Source organism: Arcicella sp. LKC2W, from assembly GCF_034931005.1.
Classification (GTDB): Bacteria; Bacteroidota; Bacteroidia; order Cytophagales; family Spirosomataceae; genus Arcicella.
On sequence record NZ_JAYGIN010000002.1, the window covers coordinates 34,231 to 50,728 of the forward strand.

Annotated in this window: 18 protein-coding genes; 5 read left to right on the plus strand and 13 right to left on the minus strand. The window is 36.5% G+C overall.

From position 1 onward, the window contains the following. Positions 1–218: 218 nt before the first annotated feature. The gene (locus VB796_RS01880) at positions 219–800 is read right to left on the minus strand and encodes a TIGR00730 family Rossman fold protein (RefSeq protein WP_109744937.1); all 582 of its coding nucleotides are present in this window, start codon (positions 798–800) and stop codon (positions 219–221) included. Between the two features lie 97 nt (positions 801–897). Here VB796_RS01880 and VB796_RS01885 point away from each other — a divergent pair, with 97 nt between their 5' ends. Then, the gene (locus VB796_RS01885) at positions 898–1,110 is read left to right on the plus strand and encodes a hypothetical protein (protein WP_323344818.1); all 213 of its coding nucleotides are present in this window, start codon (positions 898–900) and stop codon (positions 1,108–1,110) included. Beyond that, the gene (locus VB796_RS01890; protein ID WP_323344819.1) at positions 1,100–1,372 is read left to right on the plus strand and encodes a hypothetical protein; all 273 of its coding nucleotides are present in this window, start codon (positions 1,100–1,102) and stop codon (positions 1,370–1,372) included. The genes VB796_RS01885 and VB796_RS01890 overlap by 11 nt, the downstream gene beginning before the upstream one ends. Positions 1,373–1,429: 57 nt before the next feature. On the opposite strand, the gene VB796_RS01895 is transcribed toward VB796_RS01890, so the two are convergent. After that, complete coding sequence (locus VB796_RS01895) at positions 1,430–2,338, minus strand: TIGR01777 family oxidoreductase (protein ID WP_323344820.1); 909 nt, start codon at positions 2,336–2,338, stop codon at positions 1,430–1,432. Between the two features lie 32 nt (positions 2,339–2,370). Further along, positions 2,371–3,024: a peptidoglycan recognition family protein gene (locus tag VB796_RS01900; protein WP_323344821.1), complete on the minus strand. Its 654-nt coding sequence runs from the start codon at positions 3,022–3,024 to the stop codon at positions 2,371–2,373. A gap of 129 nt (positions 3,025–3,153) precedes the next feature. On the opposite strand from VB796_RS01900, the gene VB796_RS01905 reads away from it, so the two are divergent. After that, the gene (locus tag VB796_RS01905) at positions 3,154–3,927 is read left to right on the plus strand and encodes a lysophospholipid acyltransferase family protein (RefSeq protein ID WP_323344822.1); all 774 of its coding nucleotides are present in this window, start codon (positions 3,154–3,156) and stop codon (positions 3,925–3,927) included. Positions 3,928–4,029: 102 nt separating this feature from the next. Then, the gene (gene recO, locus VB796_RS01910; protein ID WP_323344823.1) at positions 4,030–4,719 is read left to right on the plus strand and encodes a DNA repair protein RecO; all 690 of its coding nucleotides are present in this window, start codon (positions 4,030–4,032) and stop codon (positions 4,717–4,719) included. A gap of 4 nt (positions 4,720–4,723) precedes the next feature. Here the strand turns inward: recO and VB796_RS01915 are convergent, their stop codons facing one another. The 10 genes from VB796_RS01915 to VB796_RS01960 all read right to left on the minus strand — a co-directional run bounded on the left by VB796_RS01915 (position 4,724) and on the right by VB796_RS01960 (position 13,972). Continuing rightward, a complete protein-coding gene (locus VB796_RS01915; RefSeq protein ID WP_323344824.1) occupies positions 4,724–5,137 on the minus strand; it encodes a putative toxin-antitoxin system toxin component, PIN family in 414 nt (137 codons plus the stop codon). Beyond that, the gene (locus VB796_RS01920; protein WP_323344825.1) at positions 5,137–5,361 is read right to left on the minus strand and encodes a hypothetical protein; all 225 of its coding nucleotides are present in this window, start codon (positions 5,359–5,361) and stop codon (positions 5,137–5,139) included. The genes VB796_RS01915 and VB796_RS01920 overlap by 1 nt, the downstream gene beginning before the upstream one ends. Before the next feature lie 49 nt (positions 5,362–5,410). Then, a complete protein-coding gene (locus tag VB796_RS01925; RefSeq protein ID WP_323344826.1) occupies positions 5,411–5,932 on the minus strand; it encodes a phytanoyl-CoA dioxygenase family protein in 522 nt (173 codons plus the stop codon). Beyond that, a complete protein-coding gene (locus VB796_RS01930) occupies positions 5,925–6,134 on the minus strand; it encodes a hypothetical protein (protein ID WP_323344827.1) in 210 nt (69 codons plus the stop codon). Before VB796_RS01930 ends, VB796_RS01925 begins: the two co-directional genes overlap by 8 nt. A gap of 38 nt (positions 6,135–6,172) precedes the next feature. Further along, positions 6,173–6,904 carry an LPS export ABC transporter ATP-binding protein gene (gene lptB / locus VB796_RS01935; protein WP_323344828.1) on the minus strand — a complete coding sequence of 244 codons (732 nt, stop codon included), beginning with the start codon at positions 6,902–6,904 and terminating at the stop codon, positions 6,173–6,175. Between the two features lie 53 nt (positions 6,905–6,957). Then, positions 6,958–8,700, minus strand: a complete 1,743-nt coding sequence (recJ, locus tag VB796_RS01940; RefSeq protein ID WP_323344829.1) for a single-stranded-DNA-specific exonuclease RecJ — start codon at positions 8,698–8,700, stop codon at positions 6,958–6,960. 72 nt (positions 8,701–8,772) lie between these two features. After that, on the minus strand, positions 8,773–9,375 hold the full coding sequence (locus tag VB796_RS01945) for a hypothetical protein (protein ID WP_323344830.1): 603 nt from the start codon (positions 9,373–9,375) through the stop codon (positions 8,773–8,775). 80 nt (positions 9,376–9,455) lie between these two features. Continuing rightward, entirely contained in the window at positions 9,456–10,661 is a 1,206-nt protein-coding gene (locus VB796_RS01950; RefSeq protein WP_323344831.1) for a DUF1501 domain-containing protein, read from the minus strand. A gap of 314 nt (positions 10,662–10,975) precedes the next feature. Continuing rightward, complete coding sequence (locus tag VB796_RS01955) at positions 10,976–13,243, minus strand: TonB-dependent receptor (RefSeq protein ID WP_323344832.1); 2,268 nt, start codon at positions 13,241–13,243, stop codon at positions 10,976–10,978. Positions 13,244–13,381: 138 nt separating this feature from the next. Beyond that, positions 13,382–13,972 carry a NifU family protein gene (locus tag VB796_RS01960; RefSeq protein WP_323344833.1) on the minus strand — a complete coding sequence of 197 codons (591 nt, stop codon included), beginning with the start codon at positions 13,970–13,972 and terminating at the stop codon, positions 13,382–13,384. A gap of 546 nt (positions 13,973–14,518) precedes the next feature. On the opposite strand from VB796_RS01960, the gene mutL reads away from it, so the two are divergent. Beyond that, entirely contained in the window at positions 14,519–16,423 is a 1,905-nt protein-coding gene (gene mutL, locus VB796_RS01965) for a DNA mismatch repair endonuclease MutL (RefSeq protein ID WP_323344834.1), read from the plus strand. The last annotated feature ends 75 nt before the right edge of the window (positions 16,424–16,498 follow it).

Genomic DNA, 16,498 nt, shown 5'->3' on the forward strand with positions numbered 1-16,498 from the left:
TTCAGTGAGTTGTTAGAAGCAGAGTTCTGAAAATCATCGTGTTACTTATTTTTGAATAACGAATTTGGGTGTAAAAAATTACGATTTGCGTGCAAGTATCTTTAGTGTAGATACGAGTAACGACTTCTATAAATAATTAGAAATAAACCGCTGACGAGGTTTTTAACCGTCGTCAGGGTTGAAAAATTATGCTCTAATATCTATCATCTATTCTCTAACTAAGCTCTTCCAATCCATTTACCCACTAATTCACCCTCTGAAGAATCATTTTTGAGTTTTTCCAATAAAGAATCAATATTATCATCAACGATTAACATTTGTAGATTAGCTTCCTTCAAAAATCCTTCCGAAACCATCTTTTCAAGCATTTTTAATAAATCATCGTAAAAACCGTTGGTATTTAACACGCCAATGGGCATTTTATGAAGTCCTAATTGTCGCCAAGTCAAGATTTCAAAAAGTTCGTCCAATGTTCCCCAACCACCTGGCAAAGCAATAACGGCATCTGATTTCTCCGCCATGATTTGCTTACGAGTGTGCATTGTTTCTGTAACGATACACTCGGTTAACCCTTTGTGTTGCACTTCCCAAGGCTCCATAAAAGAAGGAATTACCCCGATAGCTTCGCCACCATTTGCCAAAATAGCATCAGCAACTGTTCCCATTAAACCAACGCTACCCCCACCATAAATTAGGCTAAGTCCTTGTTTAGCAAGTGTTTCGCCAACTTGTGTGGCTGTTTTTTTATAAATTTCGTTGTGACCTGCTGATGAACCGCAGTAGATTAAAATATTTTTCAAAATACGGTATTTGTTTAGTTAATTTGTAAAAATAAATAAAATATGCTCAACCGACTATTTTCGTCAAAGAGTATTTATCAATAATCAAGATAAGGCAATGAAAACACTCACCATACAACCAAGCAATATGTCTGATTATCGTCTTTTTATTGATTTGGCAAAAAGATTAAAAGTTGATTTCTTAGAACAAGAAGTGCCAACAAAGAAAATGTTTTTAGATGGTTTAGAGCAGAGCGTTGAAGACATTAAAAAACATAGAAAGGGCGAGTTGAAACTTAAAAATGCTTTTGATTTAATTAATGAACTTTGAGATAATTTCAACACCTGAATTTGAAAAAGAATTGAAACGACTGAATAAAAAGTACGTTTCAATGAAAATGGATTACGTAAAGCTTCTCTTAGACTTGCAAGATAACCCAACTCAAGGAGAACCTTTGGGAAAGGACTGTTATAAAGTTCGCATGAGTATTGAGTCAAAAAATAAAGGCAAAAGTGGAGGAGCAAGAGTAATAACTTGCGTTAAGATTATTGACGATATTGTATATTTATTAGCGATTTACGATAAAAGTTAGTTGTCTACTTTGAAAGATAAAGAGATTGCCAAAAGAGTAAAATTATTAGAGGAATAGCTATTTTAGCAAATCCTCCAAAGCCGTTTTCGCATCTGTAAATTTATACCGAAAATCTGTTTCTAACTTAATTCTTTGGTTTAAAACATAATTTCCTCCCAATACAATACTTGCCATTTCGCCAAAAACTAACTTTAAAGCAAAAGCAGGAACATTCGGCATCCAAAACGGACGTTTCAAAACTTCGGCTGAAAGTTTCGTTAAATCATAATTTGTGACAGGATTTGGAGCAACGGCATTGTAAAAGCCTTTCATGCTGTTATCAGTGAGAGATTTTACGTACAATTCGCATAAATCATCTAAATGAATCCATGATTGCCATTGTTTTCCCGTTCCCAAAGCTGCTCCAACACCCCAGCGAACAGGTTGGATAATTCTTGGTAAAGCCCCTCCTTTTTCGCTCAAAACAATTCCTGTTCTCAATTTCACCGTTCTGATTCCTAAATTTTGGATTTCATCGGCTGCCGCTTCCCATTGAATACAACAATCTGCCACAAAGTCAATGCCTGCGGTGTGTTGTTCAGAAATATGTTCATCGCCCGTATTTGCTCCATAAAAACCAATACCCGAAGCCGAAACGAAAGATTTAATTTTATGTGGAATCGTTTTCAGTTTATTCGTAATTAATTGAATAGATTTTGTACGACTTTCAATGATTTCTCGTTTCCGTGCTTCACTCCAATTTTCATCAGCAATGCCCGCACCCGCAAGATGCACGAGATAATCAGCTTCCTCAATTGCCTTTTCGTCAATGATACCTTTTTCAATATCCCAATGAAAAGTTTGGATTTTGCCATTTGCTGAACTTGGTTTACGGCTCAAATGAGAAACGGTAAATCCTTTGGCAATGAGTATTTCTGTAAGTCGAGTTCCGACTAAACCAGAACCGCCTGTGATGAGTACATTCATGTTGTTAAGGTAAAATAAGTTTTATTTAAGAACTAATAACTCCCTTTCAAGTTCAACTTTTTTACCCCATTTCTGAGTTTTTCCATAAATTCTTTTCCAGGGTCACTTTTTTCAGTTCGATAATTAGCATCTGTTTCTTTCCAAAGTGGTGTGTTTTGGAAGGAAGTATATTCATGGTGTCCAATTAAATATTCAATAGATTGATATTTCTTTTTGAGGTATTTTACCAACCAAATATTGGCTTTAAGTTGTGCTTCAGTCAGCGGAAATTTATTGCCGTCACCAACATTTTCGATGCCCAAAGCACACCAATTTAATCCGATGACATGGCGAGCCATCAAATTTTCTGGCATTAATCGGTAAATTGTTCCGTCTCTATCCACCAAAAAATGGATTGAAACATTCAACGGACTTGCTCCTTTTAACTCTTTACGGACATTTGGCAATAAAACAGGGTTAAAAGCATTGAATGAACCTTCAAGTGTCGGAATTGCCGTCCAATGAGATACAATAATTTTAGGTGAAATGCTTGGTTCTGTGAGTGTTAAGTTATGTCTTTCTTGAAGATATTGCAATGAAAGAGCTTTGCGAGTAGAATCATAAATGATTGGTCGTTCGATGATTTTTTGCGAAAATCCTTTAAAAACCATTATAAATAGAAAGACAAAAAAGATTATTTGTTTCATAATGAAGAGTTTTTAGCCGAAATCAGCACATTGAATGCTAAGACAATTTACTAAAAAATACCTATCTTCGATTATTTGTTTCATAGGAAAATAGGCAATATGAATTCGATAGTAAAAAAGTTTCTCTCAATGATAGATGTTTTCGGTTTTTTTGAAAGAGACCCGTTTGGAAACTCTATGTTTTTAAAGAGAATAATAGTAATGATTTTGGGGGTGATAACGTATAGTCGTCTGCGAGGCGTGAATAAAACGCAAGTCAGCGGAACAGAGCATTTAGAAGGATTGCCACGGACAGGCGTATTATTTTTATCCAATCACCAGACTTATTTTATGGATGTGATTGCCCTGTATCATATTTTCTTTAGTGTAAAATGGGGTTTTAGAAATTCAGTTAATTTCCCGATTTATTTGTTAGCACCCCGTTCGAGAGTATTTTATGTAGCCGCTTCCGAAACGATGAAAGATGGAGGGTTAATTCCAAGAATTTTCTCACAGGCAGGAGCAATTTTAGTTAATCGTTCTTGGCGAGCTGAAGGCAAAGATGTGAAACGTGCCGTGGATACTTCGGCGGATGATAAAGTTGGGAAAGGATTATCTTACGGTTGGGTAGTAAGTTTTCCACAAGGAACTACTACGCCTTACGCACCTTTACGCAAGGGAACAGCCCATTTGATAAAAGCACACAATCCGATTGTAGTCCCCGTCGTAATTAATGGATTCAGAAGAGCGTTTGATAAAAAAGGTTTACGTTTTAGAAAAGTAAATACAACTTTAACGGTAAACTTTAAAGAGCCAATCCGATTTGACCCAGAAATGCCAGTGGAGGAAATTATGGAGATTTTAAGAGATAGAATTGAGCAGAATATTCCTGTTGATAAATTGACATGGAAAAGAGAAGTGTAGTTTTTAGGTGTTGGGTTTTAGGTGTTAGATTTAAAGAGGTCTATTTTCTCATCCAGATTAAACACTAAAGCCTAATTCCCGAAACCTAAAACCCGTATTAAAATGCTTTATAAAACTCGTGGCATAGTTATTAATTACATTCGTTATCGAGAAACTTCGGTAATTGTGAAGATTTATACCGAACAATTTGGGATTCAGACTTACATTGAAAATGGCGTTAGAAGTGCCAAATCAAAGAATAAAATTGCGCTATTTCAGCCACTTACGCTTTTAGATTTAGTTATTTATCACAAAGATGGAAAAGGCATTCAGCGGATTTCGGAGATAAAATGCAATGCTCCATTTCAGACAATTCCTTTTGATATTCATAAATCTTCTATTGCGTTATTTATTACCGAGATTCTATCAAAATCGCTTCACGAAGAAACAGGCAATACTAATCTTTTTCATTTCATCAATAACTCCATTCTTTGGCTGGATGGCACAACGGAGCATTTTGAGAATTTCCATTTACAGTTTCTCTTACAATTTGGAACGTACTTAGGTTTTTCGCCCGAAAATGCCCACGAAATTTCGAATGAATTGAGTCTTCATAACTTACCAACGTTAACAAAAGTGCTTGAAAATCAGTTGGATGTGCTAATGAATACACAATACGATAAAGTACCAAAGATTGACCGTTTTTCCAGAAATCAGTTATTAGATTCAATTATTCTGTTCTATCGTTTGCATGTGGATACGCTTACGGAAGTGAAATCGTTAGCGGTTTTGCATGAGGTGATGCGGGGGTGAGGGATTAATGTTCCTTCAAAATAGAAAGAAAAGACTCTAAATCCACTACTTTAAGTAATGGAAATTCAAGGTCTTTAAAAATATTAAAATCGTTATCATTACTTACCATAAAGTCTGCATTAACACAGATAGCCAAATCGGCAAATTTATTATCATCAAGGTCATTTTTGATGAGTTCCCAACGAAAAGCAGGTTCCGTAAAAACTACATTTGGAGCAATTGCCAATTGATTTAAGACTAATTGAGATGTCTTTTGAGAATAAGTTGCCGTTAAAATCTCTTCATATTCAAGAAGAATTTCCGTGCTGACAAACCATTCAAATTTTCCAGCCATAAAATCTAAATAAAGCTGATAGAAAGGACTTTTAGGAGGAATGGACGCTCGTAAACAGTTTGTATCAATGACAACTCGAAGCATTATGATTTGGAATTGAGCATTTGACGAAAATCGTCTTCAGTGTAGCCTTTTTCTTCAATAACAGTTTCTAATTCAGCTTTGAGTTGAACATCAAAATAATTCATCATCAATTTGCGAATTTCTAAAGTTTGGTCGTCAGAAATATTTTGTGAAAATAATCTTAAAAGACTTATTTGTAAGCTATTAAGTCTTGGAGAATTAGATATGTTTTCGATACTTGACATGCAAAAATCTGTTTATTGTTAGAACAAAATAATGAAATATTTGTGGAAATTACAAAGCACAATCCACTTTTTCTCTCCAATCCATCCCAGCAGTTAAATCAATATCAGAAAACTCTAAATGAATAACTCTCCTATTACGTTCTGAAGTGCTTTTATTTGAGGCATGAAGAATCAGAGGTTTCATCAACATTATACCGCCTTTTGGAACTGGGCAAGTTACAGGTTCTGGATAATCCTCTAATTGAAAGTTTTTCATTGGAATTACTCCTTTTTGATGGCTATTTGGAATGACTCTCAAAGCCCCATTGGTTTCATCACAATCATCTAAATGAATTCTGACTGTGTAAATATTCTCTAAAACCTCACGTGGAGGTTGTACCGTTGGCTGTCCTTGTTTTATCGACCAATTTACAAAACCCTCCCTTTCAATTTTATCAGAAACAGAAATGGTTAAATCCTGATGCCATGCCACTATCCAATTTGATTGTGGAGGTTTATCGAAATAAATGGCTTTGACGTTGAAATATTTCTCACCAAATAAATTCTTAATCAAGCTTTTTAGATTAATCATTCCAAAGGATATTTTGTAACTCAGGAATCTCTGAGAGTAAATTTCTAATTGCAAATAGGTCATTGCTTTGTCGAAAATTTGGAGAGTTTTGAGTAGCGTTTTCGATAGTTTCAATCAATGAATTTACTTCTGATATTGTGTAAATATTGGATATGGTGGTAAAGCCGTTTTGGGATAAAATATTATTAGCAAGTGTTTTCATAATTGTAGCTTATTTTTCTAATTGCATTTCACTTCCCCCTAAATCTTCCGCTTCAACTCAAAATGTTTTCCCAAATATAAACGTCTAACTTGTTCATCATCAGCGAGTTCTTGAGGTGTTCCAGCTTTTAGGATTTTTCCTTCAAAGAGTAAATAGGCACGGTCGGTAATGGAAAGGGTTTCGTCAACGTTATGGTCGGTAATCAAAATTCCGATGTTGCGATATTTAAGTTTTGCCACAATGCCTTGAATTTCCTCCACCGCAATTGGGTCAACGCCTGCAAAGGGTTCATCTAATAAAATAAACTTCGGGTCAACCGCCAAAGCACGAGCAATTTCAGTTCTTCTACGCTCTCCTCCCGACAAAACCTGTCCCAAATTTTTACGGACGTGTGTCAATGAAAATTCTTCTAAAAGTGATTCTGTTTTTTCCTTTTGCTCTTTTTTAGAGAGTTTGGTCATTTCCAAAACCGCCAAAATATTTTCCTCAACCGATAAAGTACGGAAAACGGATGCTTCCTGAGCTAAATAACCGATGCCAAGCCTTGCACGCTTGTACATGGGCAAGTCCGTAACGTCCAAGTCATCCAAATACACTTTGCCAGAATTGGGTTTGACCAAGCCTGTTGCCATATAAAAAGAGGTAGTTTTTCCTGCACCGTTAGGCCCTAAAAGTCCCACGATTTCCCCCTGTGCCACTTGGTAGCTAACGTTGTCATTAACAGTGCGTTGTCCGTATTTTTTGACTAAATTTTCTGTTTTTAGTATCATTTTTAACTTTGATAAATCTTGTTTGTGTGGATTGATGTTGGTTTTAGACTTTGCTAATTACCTACCCTAACCCCAAATTTTATATCCTTCAACATCAACTGAAAACTCCTTTTTCCTTGCCATTCATTAATCTCTATGGTATAACAAATCGAAAATAGTTTTCCTTTGGATAATTCTTCGTAAAAATCTTCTACCATGCCAAAACCTACGCAGGTAAAAGCAGGTGAGTCTTCCTGAAACACATTAATTTTCAAGTGTTTCTCTTTCATTTTTATCGGTACGCCATGCAGTTTTACATTTTCAGAAACAAAAACGGGTGTCATGTTTTGAGGACCAAAAGGAGACATTTGACACATGATTCTGTGAAATTTATCGGTAATTTGACTTAATGGTAAATTCATATCTACCGAAATCATCGGCGAAAGCTGTTCGGGTAAAATTTTACGGGAAACCACTTCTTCAAATTTACGTCTAAAATTCTCTATCTCGTTGATTTCTAAGGTTAAACCTGCCGCAAAAGTATGTCCACCAAACTGAATTAAGTGTTCTTCACATTCTTCGATGGCTTCGTAAACGTCAAATCCAGGAACAGAACGTGCCGAACCCGCAGCGTGTCCTTGCGATTCGGTAAGAATAATGGTCGGGCGGTGATATTTTTCAATACAACGACTCGCCACAATCCCGATTACCCCTTTATTCCAATCATTTTTGAAAAGTACGGTACTTTTGGCATTCTGGAGTATTTCATCATCTTGAATCATTCCCAAAACTTCTTCGGTAATACTCGAATCTAAGCCTTTTCTATCGGAATTGTGTTTACTGATAATTTTAGCGAAATCAATCGCAGCGTCTTCATTATCAGATAACAACAAGTTGACGGCATCGTAAGCGTGCTTAATTCTGCCAGCCGCATTGATGCGTGGTCCAAGTCCAAAAACGACTTTGGTAATATCCATTTTTCCTTCCAAACCTGCCGACGACATCAAGGCTTTTAGTCCCGTTCTTGGATTGGTATTCAATTGTTGTAAACCAAAATATGCCATTGTGCGGTTTTCGCCCACGATGGGAACAATGTCGCAAGAAATGGACGTAACCACCAAATCGAGATAAGGCAAAAGGAGTTCTTCGGAAATTCCTTGATTGGAACAAAAAGCCTGTAAAAGTTTGAATCCTACTCCACAACCCGTCAATTCATCGAACGGATAAGTACAGTCTGAACGTTTGGGGTCAAGTACGGCAATGGCATCGGGAAGGTCATTTTCATCGGGGCGGTGGTGGTCGCAAATGATAAAATCTACGCCATGAGCTTTTGCCCAAGCTACTTTATCTTTTGATTTTATGCCACAGTCCAAGCTCACAATCAAGCCAAAACCATTATCAGCCGCATATTCAATTCCTTTTTGTGAAACGCCATAGCCTTCCGCATAACGGTCGGGAATATAAAACTCTAAGGGACAATCTTCTCTATTTTGAAAAATATGCGTTTTCAAAAATCCATAAAACGTTGCAACTGAAGTAGTTCCATCGACATCATAATCACCGTAAACCAAGATTTTTTCACCTTTAAAAATGGCTTCTTCCAAACGAGCAACGGCTTTATCCATGTCTTTCATCAAGAATGGGTCGTGCAATTGAGAAAGAGCAGGTCGGAAAAAATCTTTGGCTTCGTCGAAATTTGTAATTTCTCTTTGAGCCAAAAGCGTAGCAATTTCAGTCGAAACATTCAGCTTTTCGACCAATAAATCAATCTGTTCTTGGGGTGGAATGGGTTTATAAATCCAACGTTTTTCTGTCATACAACAAAGTTAAAACCTTGATGCGTAGGATTGATATGTTTGTGGGGAAATTAAGAAGATTTAAGGGAAATCTCAAAAACTCATCCGAAGACCCACGCCTAAACCATCTTGACTTGGTTTTATATCAAAGGCTGTTTTGGGTTTGGTAATGAGTTGGTTGTAGCGTTTATTGGCTTTGTGGAGGTGAGAAAAACTATTTATTCGGATGATTGTTGATGCCAACATTACTCCTGCTCCAAATAAGATTGTATAACCTCCTCTTTCCAAAGAAGACTTTGTGTTGGGAGTATTATAGTAAGTGAAAGTAGTAGAAAAAGCTTGAATAATTCCTCCAAAATAAATTAAAATACCTGCATTTTGACCAATCAAATATATAGGTCTTGTGCGTCTATGTATTTGATAATCAGTAAGAATTTGTTTGTCTCCGAATTTATCGTAATAAAACTTTAAGGGTTTATTTGAAAGATTTTTTTCGGTCCCAATTGTATATTCATTGGCATTTGCACCCATTAACCAATAGCCAGATATGATTGAAAGAGCAAAAAGTGGAACATTTTTCTTAATCTTAATAGTCGGAAAGGAATCCAAACGACTGGAAATTCTCAAAGAATCTTGAGCTTTGATTTTGGGAAGGATTGTACTAATAAGTAATAATAGAAGTAGATATTTTTTCATGTAAAGTAGAGTTTGATTTGTTCTCTACAAATATAATAGAAATGGCTGTCATTGCACTCGCAATGATAGCCATTTTAACATTACACAAACCCCAAACCCTCAAATTTTTTCCCCAAAACCGCCATAGAATCTGTTTGTAACCATTTGTCTAAAACAGTCGAATAAATATCTCTGAAATCAACTTTGTATTTTAAATCTCCTTCGTCAAGATTTTGTAAATCAGGAGTTTGCATGAGATTTGAATCGGTTTTCAACTTCCCTCCCATCACAAAAACATTATTTGCCGTGCCGTGGTCGGTACCGTTTGAGCCATTTTGTTTTACCCTTCTGCCAAATTCCGAAAACGTCATCACCATTACCTCTTCCGTGCGTCCGTTGGCTTTTAGGTCGTCCATAAAAACACGCATGGCTTCGGCGTATTGTTTCAATAAACGTTCTTGCTGATTAACCTGATTGACGTGCGTATCAAAACTTCCATGCGATACATAATATACCTGTGTTTGCACGCCTGAGTTGATTAATTCTGAAATAGTTTTCATTCTTTTGCCCAATTCCGTTTGTGGATAAGTGGCTTTTGATTGAAAAACCTTCGATTTTTCGTAAATATAATCTGCCGAAGAAATGGTTTCGGAAAGCGTTTTATAGAGATAATTTACGTTATCAAATTCTTCGTGATTGACTTTGGCGAGTTTTTCGAGAAATGGATTTTTCGTTTGTCTGTACAATTGAGCGGGATTTTGTACCGCCATTCCTTTTACTTTTGAGCCTTTTAGTGCTAAACTCAGTGAATCATCAACTTCAATGGCGGAGTATGGTTCGCATTTGCCCGAACATTGAGCGTCTAAATATCTCCCTAACCAACCACTTTTTAAATATTCGCTTGATGAACTGCCCGTTTGCCAAATATCCATCGAACGAAAATGCGAACGGTCGGGATTTGGGTAGCCTACGTTATTGATAATCTGCATCGAACCATTATCATAAAGTCCTCTGATTGCTCCTAAAGCGGGATTTAAGCCAATTTCATCGTTTAGTTTCAAAACTTTATCCGACTTAATTCCGATGGTTGGACGTTCACGATAATAAATATCATTTCTGAAAGGAACAACGGTATTTAATCCATCATTTCCTCCTGAAAGTTGAACCATTACTAATATTTTTCCTTGATTTTGACTTTGAAGTTGTGCCAAAGCCTGCTGCTCAAATCCCTTTAAGAAGTTGGGAATCAGCATTGTACCTGCCGTAGCAAAGGCTGATTTTTGGATAAATTCACGTCTGGAAGTCATAGTTGAGATGTATTTTATTTCAAAATGCTTCTTTGACTGTTTGTTTTGGGAAAGGTTTAATTTTTGCCACGAAGGCACGAAGACTCTAAGTTTTTTAAATAATGCAGACAGGGTTAGAACCTGCCTGCGTTTAACCTGTTTATTTTGCCACGAAGGCACGAAGACTCTAAGTTTTTTAAATAATGCAGGCAGGGTTAGAACCCTGCCTGCGTTTAACCTGTTTATTTTGCCACGAAGGCACGAAGACTCCAAGTTTTTTAAATAACGCAGATAGGGTTCAAAATCCAGCCTACGTTTAATACGTTTAACCGAAACTAAAACAAATTCCAACGAACCCCCAAAAAGCCTCTTATCCCTTGCATCGGAGCGTAACTTGCATCAGTATTAAAATAGTAGCCTTTCGGGAATGTACCCAAAGCTGAATTTTTTATTTGTTCAGAGCGTAATTCATTTGATTGATAAACGATTTTTTGTTCAGGAAAGAAGTTAAAAAGGTTTTTGGCACCCGCATAAATTTGTAAACCGTTGTTGAAGCGACGGGAAATTTGGAGATTAGAAATATTAAAAACAGGAGAATTAGCTTCTCGAATATCATCTGTAATCAAAGGAATATCCATTGAGCCATAAATATTTCCTGTAAAATCAAAGGCGATTTGTGTTTTTGGGTGCGTATAAGAAATAGCGTAATTAGTTGTAAAAATAGGCGTTTTTTTCTGGCGAATTTTTACATTTTCCTCCATTCGATAAATGTCTGTGTAAGTTCCACCCAACGTTATTTTTATCCCATTCGTGAAATTAGCATCGATATTTAGGCTTGCACCTTTCAGTTCTCCGTAGCCTTTCAAATTATCAAAAATCACTTTTGTGGGGTCTGTATCGTAGTCTGCTACCACTTTATTGGTGAAATAAGTATAAAAAATACTTCCATCAAGCGACAAAAAACCCTTTTCGTGCGTAATCGTTTTTTGGTAGTTTAAATTAGTATTCCATGATTTTTCTGGATTCAGTTCCGAGCGAATTTCAACCTTCCTTGAACCCGAATAAACCGTTTCATCTTCCGAAAATAAATTTACCACTCGATAACCCGTTCCAAAACTCAAACGAATAATATCTGCTTTTTCAGAATTGTATTTCCAATTCACTCTCGGCGAAATAATTCCTCCGTGAATATCATTGTAGTCATAACGCACGCCCACCAAAAGTGTATTTCGTTTACTAAGTTTTATTTCATCTTGAGCAAATACACCTGGTAAAAAGGTTTTACTGGGTTTATTCTGTGTCGAATCGTTTTCGTCTTGCGTTAAAGTATTGTTATCATCATAAAAAGTATAGCGTAAAGCAACGCCAAAAAGGGCATCATGATTTTTGCCTAATTTCTTATCCCAAACCAACTGACCAAAGGCAATTTCTTGCTGAGCAATATAAGGCTGATTGCCATAAACAGAATTTTGGTCGTGATTATTATAAGAAAATTGTAGATTAATTTGCTGATTATCAATCGGTAATTGGTAATTCCCGATAATTTCCCAACGCTTTGTATAAATACTTTCTCCGTAAATTTTATCATTTCCTCTATCTGATTTTTGCCAATTGAGTTCTCCTCCAAAACGGTCTTCATTTACGTACCTACCCGCAAGCGTAAAAATCCGACTTTGTTTTCTTTGAAACGACCATTTATTAAAAACTGAAATTCTATTTTGCAGTGTTACATCGGTAAAACCATCATTATTTTTATCAAATCGGTTTTGAAAGTTGAAATAATTGCCACTCAACATAGTGTTTGCCGTTCCAATTTTTGCCTTCACTGCACCGTCTAAAGTGTATTCTCCATAAGAAGTTGTGTTTAAATCCAAGGAAATAATAGGTGCTTTGATGGGGTTTTTCGTAATGACATTGATTAAACCGCCAACTGCTTCCGAACCATAAAGCGTTGAAGCAGGACCTTTTACAACCTCAATTCGCTCGACCATTGAGTTTGGAATTCCCGAAAGTCCATAAACTGTGGAAAGTGCCGACACGATAGGCATTCCGTCAATTGTAATCATGGTATAAGCACCTTCCATGCCGTTAATATGAATATCGCCCGTATTACAAACGCTACAATTCAACTGTGGACGCACGCCATTAACCATTGTAAGTGCTTCAAAAAGGCTTGGGGTTGGGTTTTTTTTGAAAAAAGTAGGCGTATAAATTTCAATAGGCGTTGATGATAAATTAACCATCGTTTCTTTCATTGTTCCCGATACCACCACTTCATTGAGAGCCGTTTGGTTGGGTTCAATTTCAAAACTAACCGTCGTTATTTTATCTTTTTGAATTTGAACTGTTCGCTGGGTCGTTTTGAAACCCACGCCCGAAATCTGAATAAGTTGTTTGCCTACTGGAATAATCTTTATCAAGAAATTACCCTCCATGTCAGCTTGTGTACCAATTCCTTTGTGACTTGGAAAGGTAATATTTACAAATTCTGCGGCTTTTCCATTACTAATTACTTTTCCTTTTAAGCCTTGCGAAAAAGATAGAAAATTTCCTAACAAAAGAATTAGAAGAATTGATGAGGCTTTATGCTTGCAGTATTTCATTTTTCGTTAATTCACATTTAATTTTTAGGTAAGTCTAAAAATTAAGCAAATATAAAGCTAAAAATGAAAAAACCAATAAAAAAGCCTTTCCAGAATTTCTGAAAAGGCTTTTAATCTGTTTATTTTCAGAAGTTTGTCTTAAACTCCTTCTGCTACTACTTCTTTAACTTCTGGAACCATACGAGTTAAAAGGTTTTCAATTCCTTGCTTTAATGTAATGGTTGAAGACGGACAACCAGAGCATGAGCCTTGCAAAAGAACTTTAACCGTTCCTTCATTGAAAGAATGAAAATTGATTGCTCCACCGTCAGATTCTACCGCTGGACGCACATATTGGTCTAAAACCGCTTTGATTTTGATAACCGTTTCCGAATCTTGCTCCCCTCCTGCCGACTCGTAAGCGGCAATGGTAGTTTTAGCAAAAACGTCTTTTTTATCTTCAAAAAATTGCTTCAAAAATTGCTTCATTCCAAACAATTCATCTTCCCATTTTGTCTCATCGTTTTTAGTAACGGTGATGAAATTTGAAGAAATAAAAACTCTTTGTACGAAGTCAAAACCGAAAAGCTCAACCGCTAATGGTGAGTTTTTGCCTTCAACGAGTGCATCAGAAGGCGTTGCATAGTCGAAAGAAGAACCATCTGGCACTAATTCAAAGTTCAAAACAAACTTCATTGAATTAGGATTGGGCGTTGATTCTGTATAAATAAGTATTTGGGGCTTCAACATAATTTCTTGGATAATATTACTTGTTTGAGTCGATATAACAGTAAAATTACAAAATAAGTTTGGTCTTGATAGAATATAACAAGGATTCTATCATTTGAAAACTGAATAATTTAACGGAATTATCTACAATTTGTCGCAAGACAAAATTAGACCACGGATAGAACAGATAAAACAGATTTACACTGATTTTTCTTTAAATTTATCCGTTGAATCAGTACAATCTGTGGTCTAATTTTATTCTGCGACAAATTGTAGATAGTTCCGTAATTTAATAACAGAATGAAACGTGAAACGGTATTGCTCAAAACCTAAAAGCTAACACACATATATACTGCTGACAGTTTGTATAAAAAGTGTAACCATATTGAAAGTCAGATTGTTATGGAGTTATCCACGTATTATCAACATCAAACTTGTTTTTTTTATTGCCAATCGTCTGATTTATAGCGAACTTAGGGGCAGTAAACAGTTATCAGTAAACAGTTATCAGTAAAAATTTTCTACTAACTGTTAATTGATAACTATTCACTAATAACTGATTCAAAAATGTTAGATATAATTCAACTTCTTCCTGATTCTATTGCCAACCAAATTGCGGCTGGTGAGGTAGTTCAGCGTCCTGCCTCGGTGGTGAAGGAGTTGTTAGAAAACTCCATTGATGCAGGGGCAAGTACCATTCAATTGATTATTCGGGAGGCTGGAAAAACGCTTATCCAAGTAATTGACGACGGTTTAGGAATGTCAGAAACCGATGCCAGAATGTGCTTTGAGCGTCATGCAACTTCAAAAATTCGTACTTCAGAAGACCTCTTCAAAATCCGTACAATGGGTTTTAGAGGTGAAGCAATGGCATCAATTGCCGCTGTTGCCCAAGTAGAAATGCGTACTCGTAGAAAAACCGATGAATTGGGGATTTTGATAAAAATTGAAGCATCCGAAATCAAAGCCCAAGAAGCCGTTGCAACTGAACAAGGAACAAGTATTCAAGTTAAAAATTTGTTTTATAATGTTCCCGCCAGACGTAACTTCTTGAAATCCAATCCCGTAGAGATGCGTCATATTTTGGATGAATTTCAACGAGTATCTTTGTCAAATCCAGAAATAACCTTTACACTTCATCATAACGATTCGGAAGTTTATAATCTTCCTGCGGGAAAATTGAGCCGCCGAATTGTAGATTTATTCGGGAAGAATTATCGAGAACAATTAGCATCTTGTGAAGAAGAAACGTCCTTCGTGAGTGTGCGTGGATATGTAGGTAAGCCTGAATTTTCTAAAAAGACTCGTGGCGAACAATTTTTCTTCGCCAATAATCGCTACATCAAAAATGGCTATTTGAATCATGCCGTGATGTCAGCTTTTGAAGGGATGATTGCGGAAGGTACGCATCCTTTTTACGTACTTTTTATCGAAATTGACCCCATTCACATAGACATTAACGTTCATCCGACAAAAACGGAAATAAAGTTTGATGATGAACGTACCGTTTACGCTATCGTACAAGCTGCCGTTCGGAAGGCGATGAGCCAGCACAACCTCACTCCTTCTTTGGATTTTGAAACTGACGTAAACTTTACCAATAATATTTTCAATTTCGGAAACTCTCCTTTTCAGACCAAACAACAAAGTGCCGAAACATTTAATGGCGGACCAGCCGTGACAACTGCCATTCGTCATGATAATTCTCCCCGTGAGCGTACCAATCTGACCAATTGGAATAAACTTTATGAAGGTCTAAACAGAACATCGGATGATTTTGAAAGAAAAGAAGTAAGTCAAGCCAATTTTGATTTTGGAAAAGATTTTGAGCCAACGCCTTTCACGATGAAAAGTAAAGCAAACGATATTTCGGATATGCGTTTGCAAAGAGGCTTTAAAGATTCAGAGGCTACGACTTTCCAAATTCATAATCGTTATATTGTCTCGCAAGTAAAATCTGGAATGTTGTTGATTGACCAACGAGCGGCTTATGAGCGTATTTTGTACGAAAAATTCTCGCAACACCTCCAAAAAAATGATGGAGCATCGCAACAGTTACTTTTCCCGACGACCGTAACGCTAACACCCGTAGATTTTCATTTGGTGCTTGAAATTCAAGAAGAAATTCGGAATTTGGGTTTTGTCTTGAGCGTTACAGGACACGATACTTTTGTGGTCAATGGTATTCCTGCCGACTCGCCCGATGAAAATGAGCAAGCGATGATTGAAGGACTTTTGGAGCAATTCAAAGATAACGAAGCGAATTTACATTTAGATAAATCTGAAAATGTGGCTCGTTCGATGGCGAAGCGTTCAGCAGGACGTTTTGGTATTCATGCCCTTACCGTTTTAGAAATGAATGCTTTGGTAGAACAACTTTTCGCATCCTCAAACCCAAGTTACACACCAAGCGGTGAATTGACGATGAAGATTTTATCTTTAGAAGAAATGGCTGGGGTGTTTTTGCGATAGCAATAACTGTGACCATATAAACAAGTACGGCTTCGTTTAAAACGAAGCCGTACTTAAAATCTATTAGAAAGTAAT

Bases quoted from the DNA above. Each gene is read 5' to 3' on its own strand.
- VB796_RS01885 (WP_323344818.1), top strand. From the start codon at position 898: ATGAAAACACTCACCATACAACCAAGCAATATGTCTGATTATCGTCTT.
- VB796_RS01930 (WP_323344827.1), bottom strand. From the start codon at position 6,134: ATGAAAACACTTGCTAATAATATTTTATCCCAAAACGGCTTTACCACC.
- VB796_RS01890 (WP_323344819.1), top strand. From the start codon at position 1,100: ATGAACTTTGAGATAATTTCAACACCTGAATTTGAAAAAGAATTGAAA.
- VB796_RS01960 (WP_323344833.1), bottom strand. From the start codon at position 13,972: ATGTTGAAGCCCCAAATACTTATTTATACAGAATCAACGCCCAATCCT.
- recJ (WP_323344829.1), bottom strand. From the start codon at position 8,700: ATGACAGAAAAACGTTGGATTTATAAACCCATTCCACCCCAAGAACAG.
- VB796_RS01895 (WP_323344820.1), bottom strand. From the start codon at position 2,338: ATGAATGTACTCATCACAGGCGGTTCTGGTTTAGTCGGAACTCGACTT.
- VB796_RS01945 (WP_323344830.1), bottom strand. From the start codon at position 9,375: ATGAAAAAATATCTACTTCTATTATTACTTATTAGTACAATCCTTCCC.
- mutL (WP_323344834.1), top strand. From the start codon at position 14,519: ATGTTAGATATAATTCAACTTCTTCCTGATTCTATTGCCAACCAAATT.
- VB796_RS01920 (WP_323344825.1), bottom strand. From the start codon at position 5,361: ATGTCAAGTATCGAAAACATATCTAATTCTCCAAGACTTAATAGCTTA.
- recO (WP_323344823.1), top strand. From the start codon at position 4,030: ATGCTTTATAAAACTCGTGGCATAGTTATTAATTACATTCGTTATCGA.
- VB796_RS01955 (WP_323344832.1), bottom strand. From the start codon at position 13,243: ATGAAATACTGCAAGCATAAAGCCTCATCAATTCTTCTAATTCTTTTG.
- VB796_RS01925 (WP_323344826.1), bottom strand. From the start codon at position 5,932: ATGATTAATCTAAAAAGCTTGATTAAGAATTTATTTGGTGAGAAATAT.
- VB796_RS01950 (WP_323344831.1), bottom strand. From the start codon at position 10,661: ATGACTTCCAGACGTGAATTTATCCAAAAATCAGCCTTTGCTACGGCA.
- lptB (WP_323344828.1), bottom strand. From the start codon at position 6,904: ATGATACTAAAAACAGAAAATTTAGTCAAAAAATACGGACAACGCACT.
- VB796_RS01900 (WP_323344821.1), bottom strand. From the start codon at position 3,024: ATGAAACAAATAATCTTTTTTGTCTTTCTATTTATAATGGTTTTTAAA.
- VB796_RS01915 (WP_323344824.1), bottom strand. From the start codon at position 5,137: ATGCTTCGAGTTGTCATTGATACAAACTGTTTACGAGCGTCCATTCCT.
- VB796_RS01905 (WP_323344822.1), top strand. From the start codon at position 3,154: ATGATAGATGTTTTCGGTTTTTTTGAAAGAGACCCGTTTGGAAACTCT.